The 19,841-nt window shown below is 25.6% G+C and carries 15 protein-coding genes and 3 riboswitches; of the genes, 2 read left to right on the forward strand and 13 right to left on the reverse strand.

Going from position 1 to position 19,841, the window contains the following annotated elements; translation table 11 throughout:
• Nucleotides 1–32 precede the first annotated feature (32 nt).
• Nucleotides 33–1,943 carry an FUSC family protein gene (locus ACEXNK_RS03715; protein ID WP_373601550.1) on the forward strand — a complete coding sequence of 637 codons (1,911 nt, stop codon included), beginning with the start codon at nucleotides 33–35 and terminating at the stop codon, nucleotides 1,941–1,943.
• 54 nt (nucleotides 1,944–1,997) lie between these two features.
• Here ACEXNK_RS03715 and ACEXNK_RS03720 read toward each other — a convergent pair whose 3' ends face one another.
• From ACEXNK_RS03720 to ACEXNK_RS03780, 13 genes are all read right to left on the reverse strand, one after another.
• On the reverse strand, nucleotides 1,998–2,867 hold the full coding sequence (locus ACEXNK_RS03720; protein ID WP_373600557.1) for a uroporphyrinogen decarboxylase family protein: 870 nt from the start codon (nucleotides 2,865–2,867) through the stop codon (nucleotides 1,998–2,000).
• An 11-nt stretch (nucleotides 2,868–2,878) separates the two neighbouring features.
• Entirely contained in the window at nucleotides 2,879–3,793 is a 915-nt protein-coding gene (locus ACEXNK_RS03725; RefSeq protein ID WP_373600558.1) for a GTP-binding protein, read from the reverse strand.
• A 12-nt stretch (nucleotides 3,794–3,805) separates the two neighbouring features.
• Nucleotides 3,806–5,599, reverse strand: coding sequence for an ASKHA domain-containing protein (locus ACEXNK_RS03730; protein ID WP_373600559.1), 1,794 nt, complete (start codon nucleotides 5,597–5,599; stop codon nucleotides 3,806–3,808).
• Nucleotides 5,600–5,610: 11 nt separating this feature from the next.
• The gene (locus ACEXNK_RS03735) at nucleotides 5,611–6,630 is read right to left on the reverse strand and encodes a methylcobamide:CoM methyltransferase MtbA (RefSeq protein ID WP_373600560.1); all 1,020 of its coding nucleotides are present in this window, start codon (nucleotides 6,628–6,630) and stop codon (nucleotides 5,611–5,613) included.
• 1 nt (nucleotide 6,631) lies between these two features.
• Entirely contained in the window at nucleotides 6,632–7,309 is a 678-nt protein-coding gene (locus ACEXNK_RS03740) for a corrinoid protein (protein WP_373600561.1), read from the reverse strand.
• A 12-nt stretch (nucleotides 7,310–7,321) separates the two neighbouring features.
• The gene (locus tag ACEXNK_RS03745) at nucleotides 7,322–8,395 is read right to left on the reverse strand and encodes a uroporphyrinogen decarboxylase family protein (protein WP_373600562.1); all 1,074 of its coding nucleotides are present in this window, start codon (nucleotides 8,393–8,395) and stop codon (nucleotides 7,322–7,324) included.
• A gap of 149 nt (nucleotides 8,396–8,544) precedes the next feature.
• Nucleotides 8,545–9,093 carry a hypothetical protein gene (locus ACEXNK_RS03750; RefSeq protein ID WP_373600563.1) on the reverse strand — a complete coding sequence of 183 codons (549 nt, stop codon included), beginning with the start codon at nucleotides 9,091–9,093 and terminating at the stop codon, nucleotides 8,545–8,547.
• 228 nt (nucleotides 9,094–9,321) lie between these two features.
• Nucleotides 9,322–10,008, reverse strand: coding sequence for a hypothetical protein (locus tag ACEXNK_RS03755; RefSeq protein WP_373600564.1), 687 nt, complete (start codon nucleotides 10,006–10,008; stop codon nucleotides 9,322–9,324).
• 104 nt (nucleotides 10,009–10,112) lie between these two features.
• Nucleotides 10,113–10,487, reverse strand: coding sequence for a VOC family protein (locus ACEXNK_RS03760; RefSeq protein WP_373600565.1), 375 nt, complete (start codon nucleotides 10,485–10,487; stop codon nucleotides 10,113–10,115).
• Nucleotides 10,488–10,578: 91 nt separating this feature from the next.
• On the reverse strand, nucleotides 10,579–11,301 hold the full coding sequence (locus ACEXNK_RS03765; protein WP_373600566.1) for a DUF4184 family protein: 723 nt from the start codon (nucleotides 11,299–11,301) through the stop codon (nucleotides 10,579–10,581).
• Between the two features lie 188 nt (nucleotides 11,302–11,489).
• On the reverse strand, nucleotides 11,490–12,653 hold the full coding sequence (locus tag ACEXNK_RS03770; RefSeq protein WP_373600567.1) for a class I SAM-dependent methyltransferase: 1,164 nt from the start codon (nucleotides 12,651–12,653) through the stop codon (nucleotides 11,490–11,492).
• A 193-nt stretch (nucleotides 12,654–12,846) separates the two neighbouring features.
• Nucleotides 12,847–16,902 carry a SpaA isopeptide-forming pilin-related protein gene (locus ACEXNK_RS03775; protein WP_373601551.1) on the reverse strand — a complete coding sequence of 1,352 codons (4,056 nt, stop codon included), beginning with the start codon at nucleotides 16,900–16,902 and terminating at the stop codon, nucleotides 12,847–12,849.
• Between the two features lie 175 nt (nucleotides 16,903–17,077).
• A riboswitch (cyclic di-GMP riboswitch) is annotated at nucleotides 17,078–17,160 on the reverse strand.
• Nucleotides 17,161–17,194: 34 nt separating this feature from the next.
• Nucleotides 17,195–17,278, reverse strand: a riboswitch (cyclic di-GMP riboswitch).
• A gap of 34 nt (nucleotides 17,279–17,312) precedes the next feature.
• Nucleotides 17,313–17,396, reverse strand: a riboswitch (cyclic di-GMP riboswitch).
• A gap of 77 nt (nucleotides 17,397–17,473) precedes the next feature.
• On the reverse strand, nucleotides 17,474–18,934 hold the full coding sequence (locus ACEXNK_RS03780) for a DEAD/DEAH box helicase (protein WP_373601482.1): 1,461 nt from the start codon (nucleotides 18,932–18,934) through the stop codon (nucleotides 17,474–17,476).
• Nucleotides 18,935–19,054: 120 nt separating this feature from the next.
• Between ACEXNK_RS03780 and ACEXNK_RS03785 the strand changes: the two genes are divergently transcribed.
• Nucleotides 19,055–19,795 (forward strand): hypothetical protein, encoded by a 741-nt coding sequence (locus ACEXNK_RS03785; protein WP_373601552.1) that lies wholly within the window; start codon nucleotides 19,055–19,057, stop codon nucleotides 19,793–19,795.
• The last annotated feature ends 46 nt before the right edge of the window (nucleotides 19,796–19,841 follow it).

Genomic DNA, 19,841 nt, shown 5'->3' on the forward strand with positions numbered 1-19,841 from the left:
TTTATTTATAACTTCAATTTAGGTGGTGCAAGATGAAAAATTTAGTATCTAAAACATTAATATTTATAGGTATAATTCCAACAGTTATAATATTTAAAGTTTTATTTGGAAACTCAAATATGCTAGTTGGAGTAACAGCTTTTATGGCTGCAATAATTTTGATGGGTAATGACTATACAGTAACTCCAATAAAAAATACATTTAAGTTTATATTACTAGAAGTATTTATAGGCGTTTCTGCATTTATAGCATCATTATCTCCATTTTTAGCTCTTATTGTTACTTTTATCTCAATATTTTTTATAATATATATTTTCACATATGATACTAATAAACCTATATATATGCCTTTTGTCTTAACATATTTATTTGTTTTTTATTTTCCTGTAGATAAAAGTCTATTTTTATATAGGATTTATGCGCTTATACTATCTGGTATTTTAATAATGTTTGTTCAATTATGTGTAAATAAAAATAAGTTTTGGATTAAATCAAAAATATCTATTTGTAAGAGTTTAAATTTATTAATAGATGAGATTGATGTTTTAATGCAAAAAAAAGATACGTCTTTGATTACACAGAATAACAAGTTGTTAAATAAGGAACTTAAATCTCTTTCTCAAAACTTATATTATAGAAAGGAAAAAACTTTTTTAGTCTCTGATATAAGTAGAGTTTATTTATGTATAGTTCAAACTATAGAAGGAACTAATATAATTTTAGAAAAGGTTTTAAAAGATAGTGAAAGTTTAAATATATGCGAGGATGTATTAAAAAGTTTAAAACTTTTATTTTTAGATATATTAAAATATATAGAGGGTAAAAAAACTGCTTCAGAGCTAAAAGATGAATTAAATAAGTTCATATACAAAGAAGATGAACACGGTTATTCATATTATATTTCTTATGAATTAAAGCAAAATATGACATTATTAAGGGATATTTTAATTAAAATAGAAAATGGCGGTTTATCTTATACTGATAAAAAATATGGAATAAGCGAAAAAATAAAGGAAATAGAAATTATCAAAAGAAAATTCAATAGAAATTCACTTAGATTTACTTTCGCCTTTAGAACTGCATTAATGGTTAGTTTAAGTATTTTTATAGTAGATTATTTTAGCTTATATAAAGGAAAGTGGTTAGTTTTTACTATTGCTTCAGTTTCTCAACCTTACATAGAGTCTAGCGAATCTAAAATGTTAGATAGAATAAAAGGAACATTAATAGGAGTTTTTGTATTCGAAATATTATTTCATTCAATTTCAAGCATTGAAATAAAAATGTTTATAGGTTTTGCTTGTGGTTATATTAGTAATTATTTTAAAGATTATTCTAAGAAAATGACATTTATTACTATTTTTGCATTAAGTATTGGTGCCACAAATAATGATTTTACTATTTTATCTTTTGATAGAATTAAATTTATTTTATTAGGATGTATAATCGCATTTGTTAGTAATAGAATTATATTTCCATATAAAATAAAAGAGGTAACTAAGATGTTAATATCAAAATCAATAGATTTAAATGATAATATTTCAAATTATCTACATGACTTAAATTTTAGTACTTTTGATAAATCGAATTTTTTAAAAATTGTTTTGACAAATAAACTTACCAATGAAAAAATAAGTATAAATAATAATACTATATCTTGTGATAAAATAGAAAGTTTTTTAAGCAGTGAGCGTATTATAATGAGCAATTTACGAGTTTTTAAAAATAGTATTCTTAATAATAGAATTAAAAATTTAGATATCACTGTTACTTGTGAAAATATAATGAAATATTTGTCAGGTAATTTAAGCAAAGATATTATAATAAAAGAATTTAATAACTTGAAAGAAAGAGATGATAAATTAATTTTCATGAATATTTATGAGATTTTAAAAGGCATTGATGATTCTAAAAAAATAGCTAATTCAATTACATCTGTATAATATCTTAACTTCATAATAATTAAAAGAGATGTAATAGTACATCCCTTTTAATTATCAATCTTTATTTATTTTAACTTCATAAATTAATGAGTTTTTTGTTTTAAATGGAGTTCTTTTCATACAGTTGTTTCCAATAATTTTAACATCATTATTGTCTAACAACTTAACTATAGCTTCTCCATAACTTAAACTTTCATCATATTTTATTTCATCTAAATCACATAAATCCAAATTATACAATGCCTCAGATGTTTTTCCACATAAGTGAATAATGCTTCCATCTATTTTTTTCGTTGCTTTTTTTATTATATTAATAGTGTAAGGAGCAACAATTTCTTTATATACCTTTGGTCCAACCATATTTATATCTCCTACTGGATCACTATAAGATATTATCCTTGCTCCATTTTCATATCCATTTACTATATAAGCTACTATATTTTCCTCTAATATATTCATAAAGTTTTCAATTATATCTTTATTTTTTTTAACTCCTTTATAAAAATATTTAAGATCTATAAGAAGCGATATAATTGTCATAGGCCCACATACATTTAATGTAACTATATTATCTTTGCTTAATATATCTATAGATTTTAATACTTCACTTATTCTCCCAGATTCAAAGTCTATATTTTCAATATTTGTTAATTCCTCTACATTGTTATATATATGATTCTTTATTCTAGGACAATTTTTATCATCTCCTAAATTTATACTTGCCCCTAATGCTTCTGCCTCCACAGTAGTACAAAACGGAACTTTACAAATACTATCATTTTTTAAATCTCTTATAGCTTTAGATATACTAGCTATACTATTTTGATTTGTATGTAAATCAGGAAATTTTAATCCTAAGTTTCCGACTATTTCTATAGGTATATTTTCATTCTCAATTTGATTGCATTTAAACTTTATATTCATTATAAATACCTCTATTTAAATAAATTTAAAATATCTTTTTTATTTAACTTAACCCCTATAATACAAAGTTTAGATATTGTATTTATATTACATTCTTTTATAGTGTAATTTCCATTTATATAATTAACTTCAACTACTCCATTATCTATATTTACAAAACCTTTACATCTTATTATTTTTCCTAGATTATTTTTACTTAAAATAGATAATATTTTTTCTAAATCAGCAATATTATATTCTTTTAATGGATTTACAGATACTGATTCTATATTTTTCATATTATCACTAATATATTTTTTATCAATAGCTTCTAACCCTTGAATTAAATCACTATTTGCCATATCTATTATTTTAAATAATTTGCTAAATGATATATCTTCCCAATTTTCATGTATTATATATGCATTTTTGTTAATATTTTTTAAAGATTTTATTATATCTTCAATATTTTTCTTATCTATAAGTTCACTTTTACTTATCATAATAGTTAAAGCATTTTTTATTTGATCTTCATAAAAATCTCCAAAATTATCATAATAGTCAAAGTAATTTATACCATCTACTATTGTAATTATAGAATTGAATTTTATAGTATCCTCTAAATTTAGACTTTCTACCATAGTTATTATCTCGCTTAATAATCCAATTCCTGTTGGCTCTATAATAACTCTATCTGGCTTTAATTTGTTAATTGCTTTAATAAGTGTGTCTCTAAAGTTCATTTTTATACTACAACATATGCAACCATTTTGAAGCTCTAATACTTCAAGCCCTTCTTTTTTTATAAGCTCTCCATCTATTCCTATTTCTCCAAATTCATTTTCTATTATTACTATGTTTTCATCTTTAATATTTTCTAACATCTTTTTTATAAAAGTTGTTTTTCCACATCCTAAGAATCCTGATACTATATCTAATTTTATCATTTTATCACCTATTTAAAATTTTAAACAATCTGTAAATAGCCTTTCATATCCATTTTTTGTAGATAGTTCAAAGTAATCTATCTCATATGCTATTGTATCCATACTATTTCTAATATCTTTAGATAGTAAGCTCATAATAGCTCCTGTTTTAGATGAGTTTCCAATATATTTTATTTTATTTTTAAGTTCTTTTGGAATTATTCCTACTCCTACTAAACTTTCTACACTCAAGTGCTTTCCAAATTGTCCAGCAATTATAACCTCGTCAATTTCATCTATTTTAATATTTGCTTCATCTACTAATGCATAAATACCTGATAGTATTGCTCCCTTTGCAAGTTGTACTTGTCTTATATCTTCCTGAGTAATAGCTATTTCATTAGGCTCACTGATTAAAATAAATCTTCTCTTCTTATTTTCATCTACTATAAACTTACTTAAATGACTCAATTCTTTATGATTTTCTATAGTTTCTTTTTTAGCTATTCTACCTGTTTTTCCTATTAGATTTAATCTTGCTAATTCACTTATTGCATCTACTATTCCACTTCCACATATACCAATAGGTATCTTATCCCCTATAACTTTTATTTTTATATTATCTTCTATTTTTATATTTTCAATAGCTCCATCACCAGCTCTCATTCCACAACTTATGTTCATTCCTTCTAAAGCTGGCCCTGCCGCACAAGAACACGAAACTAATTTACCTTTTTGGGATAAAACCATTTCACCATTAGTACCTATATCTATGAATAATACGTTTTTGGATTCATTTTTCAAATCACAAACTGCTACCCCTGACACAATATCAGCACCTATATAACTAGATACCCCCGGAAGCAAGTGCACTCTCCCAAAGTTAGATATATTTATTCCTAATTCTTTGGATTTTAAATTTTTACTTTTTATAAATATAGGTGAATAAGGTGATTTTCCAATTGATAGAGGATTAATATTAGTTAATATATGCATCATTGTAGTGTTTGCAGCTATAGATACTTCATATATATTAGCTTTATTTATACAATTATTTTCACATAGTTTATTTATTAACTTATTAATACAATCAATAATACTTTTATGTAAAGTTTCTAATCCATTATCTTTATTTTTTATATAATTAATACGTGATAATACATCTAACCCATATTCTTTTTGTGGGTTTATTTCACTTTCCGATGCAATTTCACATTGTTTTTTAATATCTACTAATGAACAAACTACGGTTGTAGTTCCTATATCTACAGCTATAGCATATATCTCTTCACTTATATTTGAACTTTCAAGCCCTGTTAGTTCCCCGTTTATATAAACAGCACTAAATTTGTCATACATAAATAAATTGGATATATTTTTTAATATTTCATAATCCTCTATCTCAGTGTTTAGTATATTTTTTAATATCTCTTCATAAGATAAGTTATTTTCTAAGGTAGGTTTTTTTATATCATAAATATTTTTTTCAATTTGTACCTCTTTATTGAAATTAGGCATATATCCATCTGTTAATATTTTGTGATTGATATTTTGTTTATTTAACAATTCTACATTTATATCACTTTTGGGATATACTAAACAACCCAATCGTATATTATTTTTAATTTCTTCTTTACTTAGAAATTTTATCTCTTCTTTGGTTAAAGGATTTATATCACCATTTAATACCTTTATCTTGCACTTACCGCATAATCCCTTACCCCCACATGGGCTCTCCATTCCTAAGTTATTATTTTGTATTATCTCTAAAATATTATTACCTATTTTAAACTCATAACCTTTATCCCCAATATATAAAAAACTCATCTTATTACCTCTTATCTGCTATATTTTTTCGCACATTCAACTATAGCCTGAATATTTTCAAGCTTTGTTCTAACTCCTATACCACATGCAGGAGATAATATATCTACTCCATTGTTCATACAAGAATTACTCATAGTCTCTAAACTTATTTTATCGCTATTTTCCAAAGCAAAGGTACTTACATTTCCCATTATTACTTTATCGCTTACATTTTCTTTCACTTGTTTAACATTTGTTATGGAATCAAAACTAATAGCATTACTATTAAGTGAGTTTAATTCTTTATATATACTCTTTAATCTTCCACATATGTGTATTATAGTTCCACCTTTAGCATAAATGCTTAATTCATCAATTATTCTATTTAAATATGGAACTGCAAACTCATTAAAATTTTTAGCACCTAATATTTCTCCTGTTCCACTAGGGTCTGAAATTGTTAATATGTCTGCTCCTGCTAATAGCTGAGCTTTTCCAAACTCTATTAAGTTATCTGTTACAAAGCTCATAAGTTTATGAATCATTTCAGAATTTTTCCTAATTTCTTTGTAATATACCATAGGCTCAAGTAGTGATGATGCTAGACTAACAGGTCCTGTCAAGTTAGCAATAATAGGAACATCTGTATTTCTATCCTTTAAAATTTTAATTGCATCTATAACTACTTTTGCACGTCCTTTATTTATATCTATTTTTTTTAATTTTTCCCAGTCTTTACTTGATTCAATTGGATATTCTGTAACTCTAGGTTCTGTTATTTTAGTTCCCATGTATACCTTAGCTCCCATACATTCAGCTTCAACAGTCATACAAAATGGAACTCCAAAATTTTCAAATCCATTGTTTTTGTACATACCTTGAGTTAAATCTGCCATCAAATTAGGATCTGTATGTGCTTTTGGCCAAGTTACATCCTCTATATCCATAATATCTTCTATTATCATATTCATCATTCCACCAGGGCATATGCAAGGTGGTCTATCTACTTTTTCACCTTTTAAAACTTTATATAGTCTCTCTTTTGGATTCATTTTATATCACCTCTTTATGGATACCTCTCTTTTTATCAACCAAATCTTTAGCAAGTTTAACTGCTTTTGAGGCTTCATGTGCATATCCATCTGCTCCAATTTTATCTGCAAAGCTTTGCGATATAGGACCTCCACCTACCATAACAACTACATCATCACGCATATGTTCTTTCTTTAGTAAATCTATAACAACTTCCATATTATCCATTGTAGTAGTCATTAATGTTGACATCCCTACTACATCCGCATTAACTTCTTTAGCTTTATTTATAAAATCCATAGGAGCTACATCTCTACCTAAATCAAAAACTTCAAATCCACCTGTTTCTAACATTATTTTAAATAGGTTTTTACCTATATCATGTGTATCCCCTTCAACAACACCAACTACAGCCCTATAATGTTCTCCTGTTTTGTGTTTAGGTAAATGTGGTTTTAAGATATCTATTCCTTCATACATGGCATCAGAACATAATAATAATTCTGGTATATAATATTCCTCTTCTTCATATAACCTTCCAGCTTCTTCCATACCTAAGGCTAATCCTTTAGTAATTCCTTCATATGCATCAAATTCTTTATCTATATACTCATTTGCTATATCTACAACTTCTTCATCTTCCATTTCTAAAACACATTTTGCTAATCTATCTAATAATATTTCTTTAGTATTTTCCATAATTAATCTCCCCTACAAATTTTTTAGATTTATTGGATATGCTCCATATATTCTTGCAGCATCCATAAGTGCTTTAATGTTTTCTGGTTTTGTTCCTATCGGTACATCACAGCCTGTACTTAATATAAACCCACACTTACTATCATGTGCTTTTTTTATACATTCTCTAGCTTCATTATATATATCTTCTATACTTCCTCTCATTATAGTATCTACTGGGTCAACATTACCAATCAAGCAAACCTTATCCCCATAGACCTCTTTAAGTTCTCCTATATCATCTATATTATCTAAACTTAAATTAGCTATTCCAGTATCAACCATATGCCCCCATATTTTCTTAGTTCTTCCGCATATATGTAGTGTAGTCCCTCCACCAGTTCTTTCTATTATTCTGTCCATACATTTTTTTAAATAAGGTTTCGCAAATTCTTCAAATTTCTTCTCACTTATCATTGTTGATGATGCAATTGGCTCTGCTAATGAAGGTGCCAATCCTATATCACATGCTGCATCTATATAATTTATAACACTTTGAGTTGATATTTCTAATAACTGTTGTGCCATATCTTTATTTTTAGTTAAATCCCTTAAAAATTTATCTGTACCTCTTAAAAAACATGCAGTTGTAAATGGACCTCCTACTGAAGTTCCAACTCCTACTACAGAGTTTAATTTATCTTGAGTTATTTTAAGTGCTTCTAAAAAATATTTAATTCTTCCATCTTTATATGGATCAATAGGCTTTAATTTACCTATTTCACTATAATCACTTATAGCAGGTTTGCTTATATATGGTGTATTATTAGTAGGAAATACAACTTCACTACCCATAGCTTCTGGTACTCCTTGAAGTCCTGGTCCAAAACCTATACTATCCGGTCTAAATAAATCAAAACTTCCTATCGCTACATCTACAAGTGCATCTACTGAATGATTATATTCATTTATCGTATGTCCAAATATAGAGGAAACGCTTTCTGCTAAAAATGGTGAACATAAAATTCTATCCATAGGTTTTCCTTTAGCAAAAGCTTCCATCCTTTCCTTTGGTGTCATTTGATCTTTTATTATTTTATACTCCATAAACCCACCTCTTTTTTATTTAAATATCACATAATCATCTTACAATATATGTTAATTTTCTACAAATTGATATTATCGATACATAAATATACTAATATTGATATTTTCAATAATAAAAAAATACCTTGATATAAATTCAAGGTATTTTTTTATTTTATATTATAAACATTGTTTATATAAGCAATCATTTGATCCGCAACAGTTATATAGTAGTATATACTAACTAGATATTCTGAAAAAAATAACTCTGTAGATCCGGGCTGATCTGCTAGTAATGTTTGTAATAAAATTAATTGTTGTTGTAAGGCAGTATTCAGTATATAAGCTATTATTTCTATTTGATTTGCTATAAATACATCTGCTGGGGATTCTTTATATATTATCTTGTGTTTTGATAGAGAGTTTAAAATAGAATTTAATTCACTTGAGTAAGATTTTATTTGTTGTTGAATGCTTTGAGAATTTTCCTTAGCTTTTTCAACGCTTATATTTATAGTATTTATATTATCTCGTACTCTTTTTAAATCATTAAAATATTTTAAAAGTTCATTTTTACCTTTTAATTCTCCACCAATTACACTTATATTTGGTGCTGTATTTAACTCATTATTCACACAATATACATTTATTGGTATTATTGTAAAAATTAAAGTTAGTGAAATAATTGCTGATATAAATTTAAATGATACTTTTTGCATATTCTTCCTCCTAATTTTATTTTGAACATTTATTATTTATATTTTCTGTACTTAAGCTTTATTTATTCTTTAATCTAAATATAAAATTTTAAATTTATCTATATATGTAAACAGTTTCATTTTATAAAGACTTCATATATTTCGTAGCATATCTATAATTCTTTAATATATATAATTTATTCAAATATAAAAAATGCGATATAAATTTTTATATCGCATTTTTTATATTTATTTATGTGTCATTAAATACTGTAAGTCTATAAACATGTCTATTTTTAAGTTATTCTTATCTAAATTAATATTATCTATTGATATTCCTTTAAAATTATCTTTATCTATAACTACATTTCCTTCATTAAATGTAACCTTTAATCCACTTTCTTTCGGGAACCAATCTTTTATAAAACTGTTTACTGAAACATCTACTATCCAGTCATATAATTTCATATCTAATAATTTAACTTTTTGTATGTTTAAAACCAAATCTTTCTCTTTATTTAACGATGGAACAACTTGAACTTCGACTGGAACTTTTATAAACTTAGAAACCTTGTAGTCTACTCTTATATTTATTGTATTATTATCTAAGTTTATATTTAGATTTTCTATTTTATCGTTATTTGTTTCTTTTAAAAAATAGTCAACTCCACTTAATATCGATTTTTCTGGTGCTAAAAACTCACCTTTAACTCCTACGGGGTTATCTGTTATCTCAACATTATTAGCCTTTATACCTGCTACAGATTTTAAAAACTGAAGTGCATCTGCATTATCTGTAATAGTTTCTTCAACTTTAATATCACTATTATCATTATTTGTTTTTGGTGATTCTTTTTTATTACTAAAAACTATAAACCCTATTGTAATTACTAGTACTAAAACTATAATTACAATACTAATTTTCTTTTTATTCATATACTAGTACTCCCTTTTTTATTAATATTATTTATATATACACTTAATAGATAAAAAATAAACTGTCTAAAATTAAATTTTAAGACAGTTTTATCTTTTATCTATTAAATTTCCTTAGGTGGTAATATTTCTATCCAGTAATTATCTGGATCTGCTATAAAGTATATTCCCATATCTTTATTTTCAAAGCATATACATCCCATTTCTTTATGTAGTTTATATGCAGCATCAAAATCATCTACTCTTAAAGCTAAGTGGAATTCATTATCTCCTAAATTATATGGTCTGTCCCAATCTCTAAGCCAAGTTAGCTCTAATGTATGAGAAGTTTCCCCATCACCTAAATAAGATAATATAAAGCTTCCATCTTCTGCTGTATGTCTTCTTACTTCTTTAAGCCCTAATGCTTTTTCATAAAATTTTAAACTTTTTTGTAAGTCTAATACATTGAAATTATTGTGACAAAATGTAAATTTCATATTATGCCTCCTTTATTTGCAAGTTATTATTTTTTCTAATCATACTAATATTAAATTATATTGATATTATAATCAAGTACTTACTAAAAAGTTAGTTTTTACATTTATATTTATATAATATAGATGATGCTAAATAACCTATAAACAATCCATTTATAAAAGTAACTACAAACCTTCCTATACCAAATTTTTCAAAATATAAATAACTAAACCCTATAACTATAACTTGAATACCTATAGCTGTAATATGATATTTATATTTGTTTGATTCCAATAGCTTATTACTTATTTTTTTTATACTGTATAAATATACAAGTATTATTATAAATCCAATCATTGTACTACCATGTTGAATTATTTTGTATATTGAAAGGCTAAACCCTAATAACTCTATTTCATATCTTAAAATCCTTATATGTTCAACAAAGTAACCTGTATCGTGTGTAAATGCATCCCAAAATACATGTGTTATCATTCCTATGATACATGAATATATAAATACTATTGTTTTTTTTATACTATTTATATTGTTTTTGCGACTCATTAGATAACAGTAATATTTTGGTAATTTAAAAGGTAGGTTTATTATGAATGCATCTTTAATATAATTGTCAATTAAATAATTTAATATAAAGCATATAGGTAAGTTTAATAATAAAAACCCACTTAAAGTATGTCCTATATTGCTACTCGGATTAAATAATATAAAATATATAAAATCAGGAGCCATTGATCCTAATATTAAGCCACATATATTTAAATATTTACTTTTTAAAAAAACTACCGCTGATGGATGTGCTAATGTAAATGGCATGTTTCCCTCCTATACGTAAAATTTTATAATATATATTGTACAATAACTATTTGTAAATTTTAACTTACAAAGCTGTAATATAATGTATATAAGTACGTCTATATTTATTAACTTATATAATAGTCTGATTAAATATAAAAGTAACCTCTAGATAAAGTTTAAATTATCTAGAGGTTACTTTTTATTATTTATATTAAATTATCATTTTTCAACAACTTTAATAAAGTTGGATCTATATTAAATTCATTTATGATACTATTAACTTCCTTAATAGATGTTTCTCTTTTTTCTTTAGATACATTGCCTTTAGATGCCCTTATTAATATATTTTTAGGTGAATGAGCTATGTCTATAAACTCAAGCAATTGAGTTTTATACCCTATAGCTTCTAATAAATTCCCTCTTACAGCATCTGTCATAAGAGCTGCAACTCTTTCTTTTATAATTCCATACTTTGTAAATAAAGAAAACTCTTCAGTATTCATTTGTGAGTTAAATTCATGCTGACAACATGGAACTGAGAATATCATTTTAGCATTCCATTTTATAGCATTGTATAGTGCATAATCTGTAGCTGTATCACATGCATGTAAAGTTATTACCATATCTACATTATCTGTATATTTATATCCATTTATATCTCCAAGCTCAAATCGTAAGTTTTTATAGTTGTATTTTTTTGCAATATCATTACATTTTTTAATTACATCAGCTTTTAAATCTAAACCTATCATTTTTACATCTATCTTCTTTATTTCAACAAAATAATAATATAGCACAAATGTTAAATAAGATTTTCCACAACCAAAATCTAATATAGTCAGTTCTTTATAGTCATTCTTCTTTATCTCATCATCTATAATTTCTATAAATCTATTTATTTGTTTGTATTTATCATACTTAGAGTTCACTACTTTACCCTCTTTTGTAAATACCCCTAAGTCTATTAATGGTTGTATTAACATTCCTTCTTTAAGAATATAATTTTTTTCTCTATTATGTTGCTTTTTAACCATTTTTTCATTATTATTTTTTTTCTTAGATAGAAATATTTTTCCTTTTTTAGATATCTTTAAATCATAAGTACTATCCTCTGCCCAAGCGTCTAATTGTTTGTAATTTCCATTTATTAGTTCTAAAACTTTTTCACTTAACATATTTTTCTCTATGTTTTCATGAAAAACTTGTTTTTCTGTATATTTTTCTACTTGATAGTAATCTTTATTATTTTTTTCTTTTAATTCTATGTTGATTTTTTTATACTCAACATCTTTATTTAATTTATTACTAATAACCATTTTAACAATATCATTACTAGTTATTTCATCAATACTTTTCTTTAGTTCTTCCATAATGTCACACCTTATCATTTATTATTTAATTTTTAATATAACAATTATTATTATATATTACAATGTTTATAAGTTAAATAACTTTATTTTGTTAATCTATTTTTAATATATCCAAACAATTTAATACTATTATTTAAAGTAAATAAATAGAGTATCAAATTGATACTCTATTTTTGTAATTATATTTTTTATACTATTTTTTCTTTTTACTACTAAAACTTATTGCTAAACCTACTGTTGAAGCAGCAAATAGTCCTAAGTAAGGTATAATACTACCATCTGATGTTATAGGATTATAAGTTTCTTTATTAGTATTTTCTATAACTTTATTATCCTTTGATTGACTATTTTTATCTTTTTCATCTAATTCCTTTTTATTATCAGAATCAGGGTCTTTGTAGTTATCTGTTATTGATTCTTTAGGTTTTTCTACTATCTTTTCATTTTCAACAGCTAGCTGTATTACTTGCTTGTTTGTACTTATCTCAAATGGATACATATTGTTATCTATTGTGTATCCTTCTGGTGCTTTTGTTTCTTGATAATAGTAGTTTCCGTATACTAAATTATCGAATACCACTTTTCCATTTTTATCTGTTACAGCTTTTTCTATTGCTTTCTTGTTACTATCAAATATTGTAAACTCTGTTCCTTCTAATACTTTCTTAGTATCTTTTGAGTCTACTTTTGTTATTTCTATGCTTCCTACTATTTGATCGTCTTTTGCTACTTTATTTATTACTTGCTTATTACTTGTTATTTCAAATGGATACATGTTGTTATCTATTGTGTATCCTTCTGGTGCTTTTGTTTCTTGGTAGTAGTAATTTCCATATACTAAGTTATCGAATACCACTTTTCCATTTTTATCTGTTACAGCTTTTTCTATTGCTTTCTTGTTGCTATCAAATATTGTAAATTCTGTTCCTTCTAATACTTTCTTAGTATCTTTTGAGTCTACTTTTGTTATTTCTATACTTCCTACTATTTGATCATCTTTTGCTACTTTATTTATTACTTGCTTGTTAGTACTTATTTCAAATGGATACATGTTGTTATCTATTGTGTATCCTTCTGGTGCTTTTGTTTCTTGGTAATAGTAGTTTCCGTATACTAAATTATCGAATACCACTTTTCCATTTTTATCTGTTACAGCTTTTTCTATTGCTTTCTTGTTACTATCAAATATTGTAAACTCTGTTCCTTCTAATACTTTCTTTTCATCTTTTGAGTCTACTTTTGTTATTTCTATGCTTCCTACTATTTGATCGTCTTTTGCTACTTTATTTATTACTTGCTTATTACTTGTTATTTCAAATGGATACATGTTGTTATCTATTGTGTATCCTTCTGGTGCTTTTGTTTCTTGGTAGTAGTAATTTCCATATACTAAGTTATCGAATACCACTTTTCCATTTTTATCTGTTACAGCTTTTTCTATTGCTTTCTTGTTACTATCGAATATTGTAAACTCTGTTCCTTCTAATACTTTCTTAGTATCTTTTGAGTCTACTTTTGTTATTTCTATGCTTCCTACTATTTGATCATCTTTTGCTACTTTATTTATTACTTGCTTGTTAGTACTTATTTCAAATGGATACATGTTGTTATCTATTGTGTATCCTTCTGGTGCTTTTGTTTCTTGATAATAGTAGTTTCCGTATACTAAATTATCGAATACCACTTTTCCGTTTTTATCTGTTACAGCTTTTTCTATTGCTTTCTTGTTACTATCAAATATTGTAAACTCTGTTCCTTCTAATACTTTCTTTACATCCTTTGAGTCTACTTTTGTTATTTCTATACTTCCTACTATTTGATCGTCTTTTGCTACTTTATTTATTACTTGCTTGTTTGTACTTATCTCAAATGGATACATATTGTTATCTATTGTGTATCCTTCTGGTGCTTTTGTTTCTTGATAATAGTAGTTTCCGTATACTAAATTATCGAATACCACTTTTCCGTTTTTATCTGTTACAGCTTTTTCTATTGCTTTCTTGTTACTATCGAATATTGTAAACTCTGTTCCTTCTAATACTTTCTTAGTATCTTTTGAGTCTACTTTTGTTATTTCTATACTTCCTACTATTTGATCATCTTTTGCTACTTTATTTATTACTTGCTTATTACTTGTTATTTCAAATGGATACATATTGTTATCTATTGTGTATCCTTCTGGTGCTTTTGTTTCTTGATAATAGTAGTTTCCGTATACTAAATTATCGAATACCACTTTTCCGTTTTTATCTGTTACAGCTTTTTCTATTGCTTTCTTGTTACTATCAAATATTGTAAACTCTGTTCCTTCTAATACTTTCTTAGTATCTTTTGAGTCTACTTTTATTATTTCTATACTTCCTTTTATTTTTGTATCAACTATTTTTAATTCTGAAGTTTTATCTACCTCAACTTCTACATTTTGTGTTTTTGCAACATTATATCCCTCAGGAGCTTTCTTCTCTACTATTTGATATTCTCCCTTTTCCAAGTTATCAAATAATACTACTCCATTTTTATCTGTAGTTTTTGTTGATACTACCTTTCCATCTTGTACTAATTCAAATACTGCTCCACTTAATACATTTCCATCCTCATTCGTTTTTGTTATCTTAATATTTCCTTTAGTTGACATTAACTCATCTTCTGCAACAACTTTAACTATTTTACTATTTTCATTAACATCAAAAACTATAGGAGTATCATTAATTTCATATCCTTTTGGAGCTACTTTTTCAACTAATTTGTATTCACCATAAGGTAATTCTAATGTTACAGGACCACTTGATAAAGTAGTAATATCTTGAATTGTTTTTCCATTAACATCCTTTACCTCTTTTCCATCTATGTCAGTTATATCATATACTGCTCCTGATAACATTTTTTGAGATTTATCGCCTTTTTGAACTTTTATTATTTCAACTTTAGGACTTTTTTTAGTAGTAACAGTATCTGTTGGATTTCCGTTTACGTAAGCAGTATTTGAAACAGTTTCTCCTGGTCCAACCTCTTTCATGCTAGCTTGTATAGTGATATATGCATCATCCCCAGGATTTATATCAGATTTATCATTAACAACATTCAACTGCTTTGTTTCTTGATCATAGTTTACTGTAAACTGTCCTGACTGTTCTATTTTTATATCAGTCAGTCTAGAGTCTAATTTATCTTCTACATTCAGTGTGTTTTTTAAAAACTTTCCTGCTGAGTCAAAATATATCGTATATTTTATATTTTGATCTTTATCATTATTTGTCACACTTTCTTTATCTACTTTTTTATAAACATTTATTGCGCCTGCGCCTGCTGATAATCTTACTGTGGCATTAGAATCATTTTCTTTACCATCATAAATTAACTTGGCCTTATTTATGTATTTAATATCTTTTGGTGGGTTAGGTAATACTATTGTATTATAGTTAATAGAATAGCTATCATAGTATAAATTTCCAAGATCTATTTTTAATAAATTATTTTCTGCAATAAGTTTTCCAGAATTTAAAAGTTCATCTGTTACATTAGTATCTGTTTCGTTTGAATAATCATGCTTAATTATACTTATGCTATTTTTATCTAATATCATCCCATCTGGAATTTGATCTTCAAATATAGCATCACCCATTTGTTCTTTTTGATCACGATTTATTTCTACATAATATCTAACAGGCTTATTTATATCAGTTATAAGTCCCTCACCTTTAGAATTTAATGGTAAGTATGAACCTTTATACATAACTGGGCTTGATCCACTTCCTCCAGATTCACCTCTTCCTTCTCCTGTTAGTGTAATAGTTTCTGTATCTCCATTAGTACTTATCGTTATAGGATATGCCCCATCTTTAATATTTTCATTTCCAACCATTGTAACGCTTAAATATCCTGCCAAAGCAGTTTTTACATTATCATTAAATATTAATTTTAGTACTCCTGTATTAGGATCATACTCTTGATTTGAAAAATGTTGATCTGGATATACAGGCTTAACATCTCTAAAAATTTTAGGTAATGTAATTGTTATACTATCACCTGGATTAATTTTACTTGGATCATTAATTTTGTAATCAATTCGAAGTGTTTTAATCATACCTTCTCTTACAGTATAATCATCAAAAGTTGCACTTGTAATTTCTACTGCATTGCTATTAGAAATATCTTCTGCATATACCATCATCCCCGGTGAAATCAAACTTAAAATCATGTTAAATACAACTACTAAACTTAATATTGCTTTATTCTTTGCCTTCCTCAAATAATCACCTCTTTTTTTAGATAAAAAATTCACTTCATATCACCAACGTATTTAGTTAGTTTCTTAAAAATTTTTTACGCTAAAATATAAAATACTAATGTATATAATTCATAAATTATGCACATTTTAAATAGGTATAAGTTTTTTAAGCGTAAAAAAAGCTATACTTACATTTTGTAAATATAGCCGGTTGCATCACTAGCTCCATATACTCCAGATGCCCACATACAGAGTATACTTCTTCGCTTCTTATTTATTAATTTTTGAAAATAAAAAAGCTATACTTACATTTTGTAAATATAGCCGGTTGCATCACTAGCTCCATATACCCCAGATGCCCACATACAGAGTATACTTCTTTGCCTCTAATTTATTAATTTTTGAAAATAAAAAAAGCTATACTTACATTTTGTAAATATAGCCGGTTGCATCACTAACTCCATATATCCCAGATGCCCACATACAGAATATACTTCTTCGTTTCTTATTTATCTCTATTAATTTTATATAATAAATATTACCAAATTTGAATTGTATTTTCAATATAATTCATTTATTTTTTGTTAGAATCCTAATTTTCCGAATTATCTTTCTTTATTTTGACTAACTTCTTTTTTATATTTAAATTCTTATATTTTTTTAATACTCTTTCTCCTTTATAATTTAATATATCTACATAAGAACATAAATCACAAACCTCAATAACGCCTATATCTTCATTGTTTATGCAATCTATGTTGTTTAAAGCTCCTACAATATCTATAACTCTTATCTTTTTCTTTTTACCTGCATTTAAATATATCCTAGTAATTTCGCTATGTGTACTATTATTGTTTTTTAAATTTGATTTTTTGTTTTTCAATAAGTTTCTGCATTTTTCTTCAAACTTTATTTTACCTTTAACCATGTTATCTTCATCTATATATTCAATTAAATCTATATCTCTATTTATATATTCTTTTATTTGCTTAACGTATTTGTCATCTTGTGCATTAGCTATGGTTATTGCTTTACCATATTTATCTTTTCTTCCTGTTCTCCCTATCCTATGAATGTAATTTTCTTTATCACGAGGTACATGATAGTTTATAACTAAAGAGACATCATCTATGTGTATTCCACGACTTGCAACATCTGTACTTACTAATATATTATACTTTCCATTTTTAAAGTCTTGAATAGAGTAAATACGCTTTTCTTGAGACATTTCTCCATGGATATGTGTTACTAAAAATTTATCTTTTTTCATTTTATTGTATAGCTTTATTACTTCATCTCTTGTATTTAGAAATATTATTGTAGTTTTAGGATTATTGATATATATTAACTGCTTCAAAGTATCATATTTATCCTTATTTTCTACAATTATAAGTTTTTCTTCTATCTGTTTTTTATCTATATTTTCATTAATTTCTATTTCTATAATTTTATAATTATTCATATGCTTTTCATATACATGCTTAATCTCTTCATCTATAGTAGCTGAGAATAAACCAATAGTAGTCGTTATAGGCAATTTATTAAATATAAATTCCATATCATCTACGAATCCTTTGTTTAACATTTTATCAGCTTCATCTATAATAAAATATTTTATATTGCTAAGATTTATAGTTCCCCTATTTATATGATCTATAATTCTACCTGGAGTTGCTATTACAATATGAACTCTTTGTTTTAATTCATTTATTTGTTTTTTTATAGGGTCTTTACCAAATATAGCACTACATCTTACTTTCTTCAATCTACCTATATTAGATATTTCGTTCTTAACTTGAATTGATAATTCTCTAGTTGGAACAATTATTAGTGCTTGTATACTATTACTATCTACATCTACCATTTCGCATATTGGAATACCAAAACTTGCGGTTTTCCCACTTCCAGTTTTTGACTTAACTACTACATTTTCTTTATGTATAAGACTTGGTATAACTTGTGTTTGAACTTCTGAAGGATTTTTGTATCCCATATTAAAAATAGCTTTTTCTATACGATTATCTAAATTAAATTTTGTAAATTTATTAGTCATTTTTACCACCTTACTTAAAACTAAATTTATATAAGTATTTATTATAACATATCTTAGAACTTATATACTCTATTTCCCATATAATATAAAAACTGTTTGTGTGAAAAGAGGGAACAATATATGACTAACAAATTAGAGTTTGTAAATTATATTTATAAATCTTTAGATAAGTATAATTTGGATAGTGATACTATATGTGCTTACAAAGAGCATATAAATGCTATATTGAATAAATATAATTTTAATTTTAGAAATAAATTTATTTTAGATAATAAATACAAAAACTCTGAATTATTAGATTTAGAAAATAAATATACTATAAATTCTAACCTTAAATCTGATTTAAAAAAGGCTATGTATATAGAATATAATTTATTTAATAAATATGTAGATATTTTATCATCAATCTATGAAAAAGAATCTAAAAATATTGTATTAAATATGCTTAATTCTATATTAGCAAGCTTCAACTTATATAATAATATTTACAATAACATTTATAATAGAACCCATCTTTCAAGAACTGAAATTTTTTGTTGCAAAGAATTTGTTATATTAGATAATACTTTAAATTTAATAGTAAATAATATAAAGGAAGAAGGAAATACACTTTATTTAGATGGATATATACTAAATATGAAAACTATACCTTTATCTAGGTTATTTAATTTTTATCTAGAGCTTAGAGATGCTCGAGGTATATCTTTTGCAAGTAAGCTATTTAAAAATATTGATATAGCTGGTAACCTTGGTGTGTATAATGGTAAAAAAGTTTTTCTTCCTTTTTTAGATAATGAATATGACTTATTCAATTCAAATTTAAGCAGTGTTACTTGGTATTATACTTATGATTTCACTTAAGATTTCTAATTTTATCTGGCAATAAAATGCCAGCTTTTTTATGTCT

This window comes from Paraclostridium bifermentans (assembly GCF_964259345.1).
GTDB classification, from domain to species: domain Bacteria; phylum Bacillota; class Clostridia; order Peptostreptococcales; family Peptostreptococcaceae; genus Paraclostridium; species Paraclostridium bifermentans_B.

What these genes read in the sequence shown, in the direction of transcription:
- ACEXNK_RS03735 (WP_373600560.1), bottom strand. Translation starts at nt 6,630, where the DNA reads ATGAATCCAAAAGAGAGACTATATAAAGTTTTAAAAGGTGAAAAAGTA.
- ACEXNK_RS03720 (WP_373600557.1), bottom strand. Translation starts at nt 2,867, where the DNA reads ATGAATATAAAGTTTAAATGCAATCAAATTGAGAATGAAAATATACCT.
- ACEXNK_RS03745 (WP_373600562.1), bottom strand. Translation starts at nt 8,395, where the DNA reads ATGGAGTATAAAATAATAAAAGATCAAATGACACCAAAGGAAAGGATG.
- ACEXNK_RS03730 (WP_373600559.1), bottom strand. Translation starts at nt 5,599, where the DNA reads ATGAGTTTTTTATATATTGGGGATAAAGGTTATGAGTTTAAAATAGGT.
- ACEXNK_RS03770 (WP_373600567.1), bottom strand. Translation starts at nt 12,653, where the DNA reads ATGGAAGAACTAAAGAAAAGTATTGATGAAATAACTAGTAATGATATT.
- ACEXNK_RS03755 (WP_373600564.1), bottom strand. Translation starts at nt 10,008, where the DNA reads ATGAATAAAAAGAAAATTAGTATTGTAATTATAGTTTTAGTACTAGTA.
- ACEXNK_RS03760 (WP_373600565.1), bottom strand. Translation starts at nt 10,487, where the DNA reads ATGAAATTTACATTTTGTCACAATAATTTCAATGTATTAGACTTACAA.
- ACEXNK_RS03740 (WP_373600561.1), bottom strand. Translation starts at nt 7,309, where the DNA reads ATGGAAAATACTAAAGAAATATTATTAGATAGATTAGCAAAATGTGTT.
- ACEXNK_RS03725 (WP_373600558.1), bottom strand. Translation starts at nt 3,793, where the DNA reads ATGATAAAATTAGATATAGTATCAGGATTCTTAGGATGTGGAAAAACA.
- ACEXNK_RS03750 (WP_373600563.1), bottom strand. Translation starts at nt 9,093, where the DNA reads ATGCAAAAAGTATCATTTAAATTTATATCAGCAATTATTTCACTAACT.
- ACEXNK_RS03765 (WP_373600566.1), bottom strand. Translation starts at nt 11,301, where the DNA reads ATGCCATTTACATTAGCACATCCATCAGCGGTAGTTTTTTTAAAAAGT.
- ACEXNK_RS03715 (WP_373601550.1), top strand. Translation starts at nt 33, where the DNA reads ATGAAAAATTTAGTATCTAAAACATTAATATTTATAGGTATAATTCCA.
- ACEXNK_RS03785 (WP_373601552.1), top strand. Translation starts at nt 19,055, where the DNA reads ATGACTAACAAATTAGAGTTTGTAAATTATATTTATAAATCTTTAGAT.
- ACEXNK_RS03780 (WP_373601482.1), bottom strand. Translation starts at nt 18,934, where the DNA reads ATGACTAATAAATTTACAAAATTTAATTTAGATAATCGTATAGAAAAA.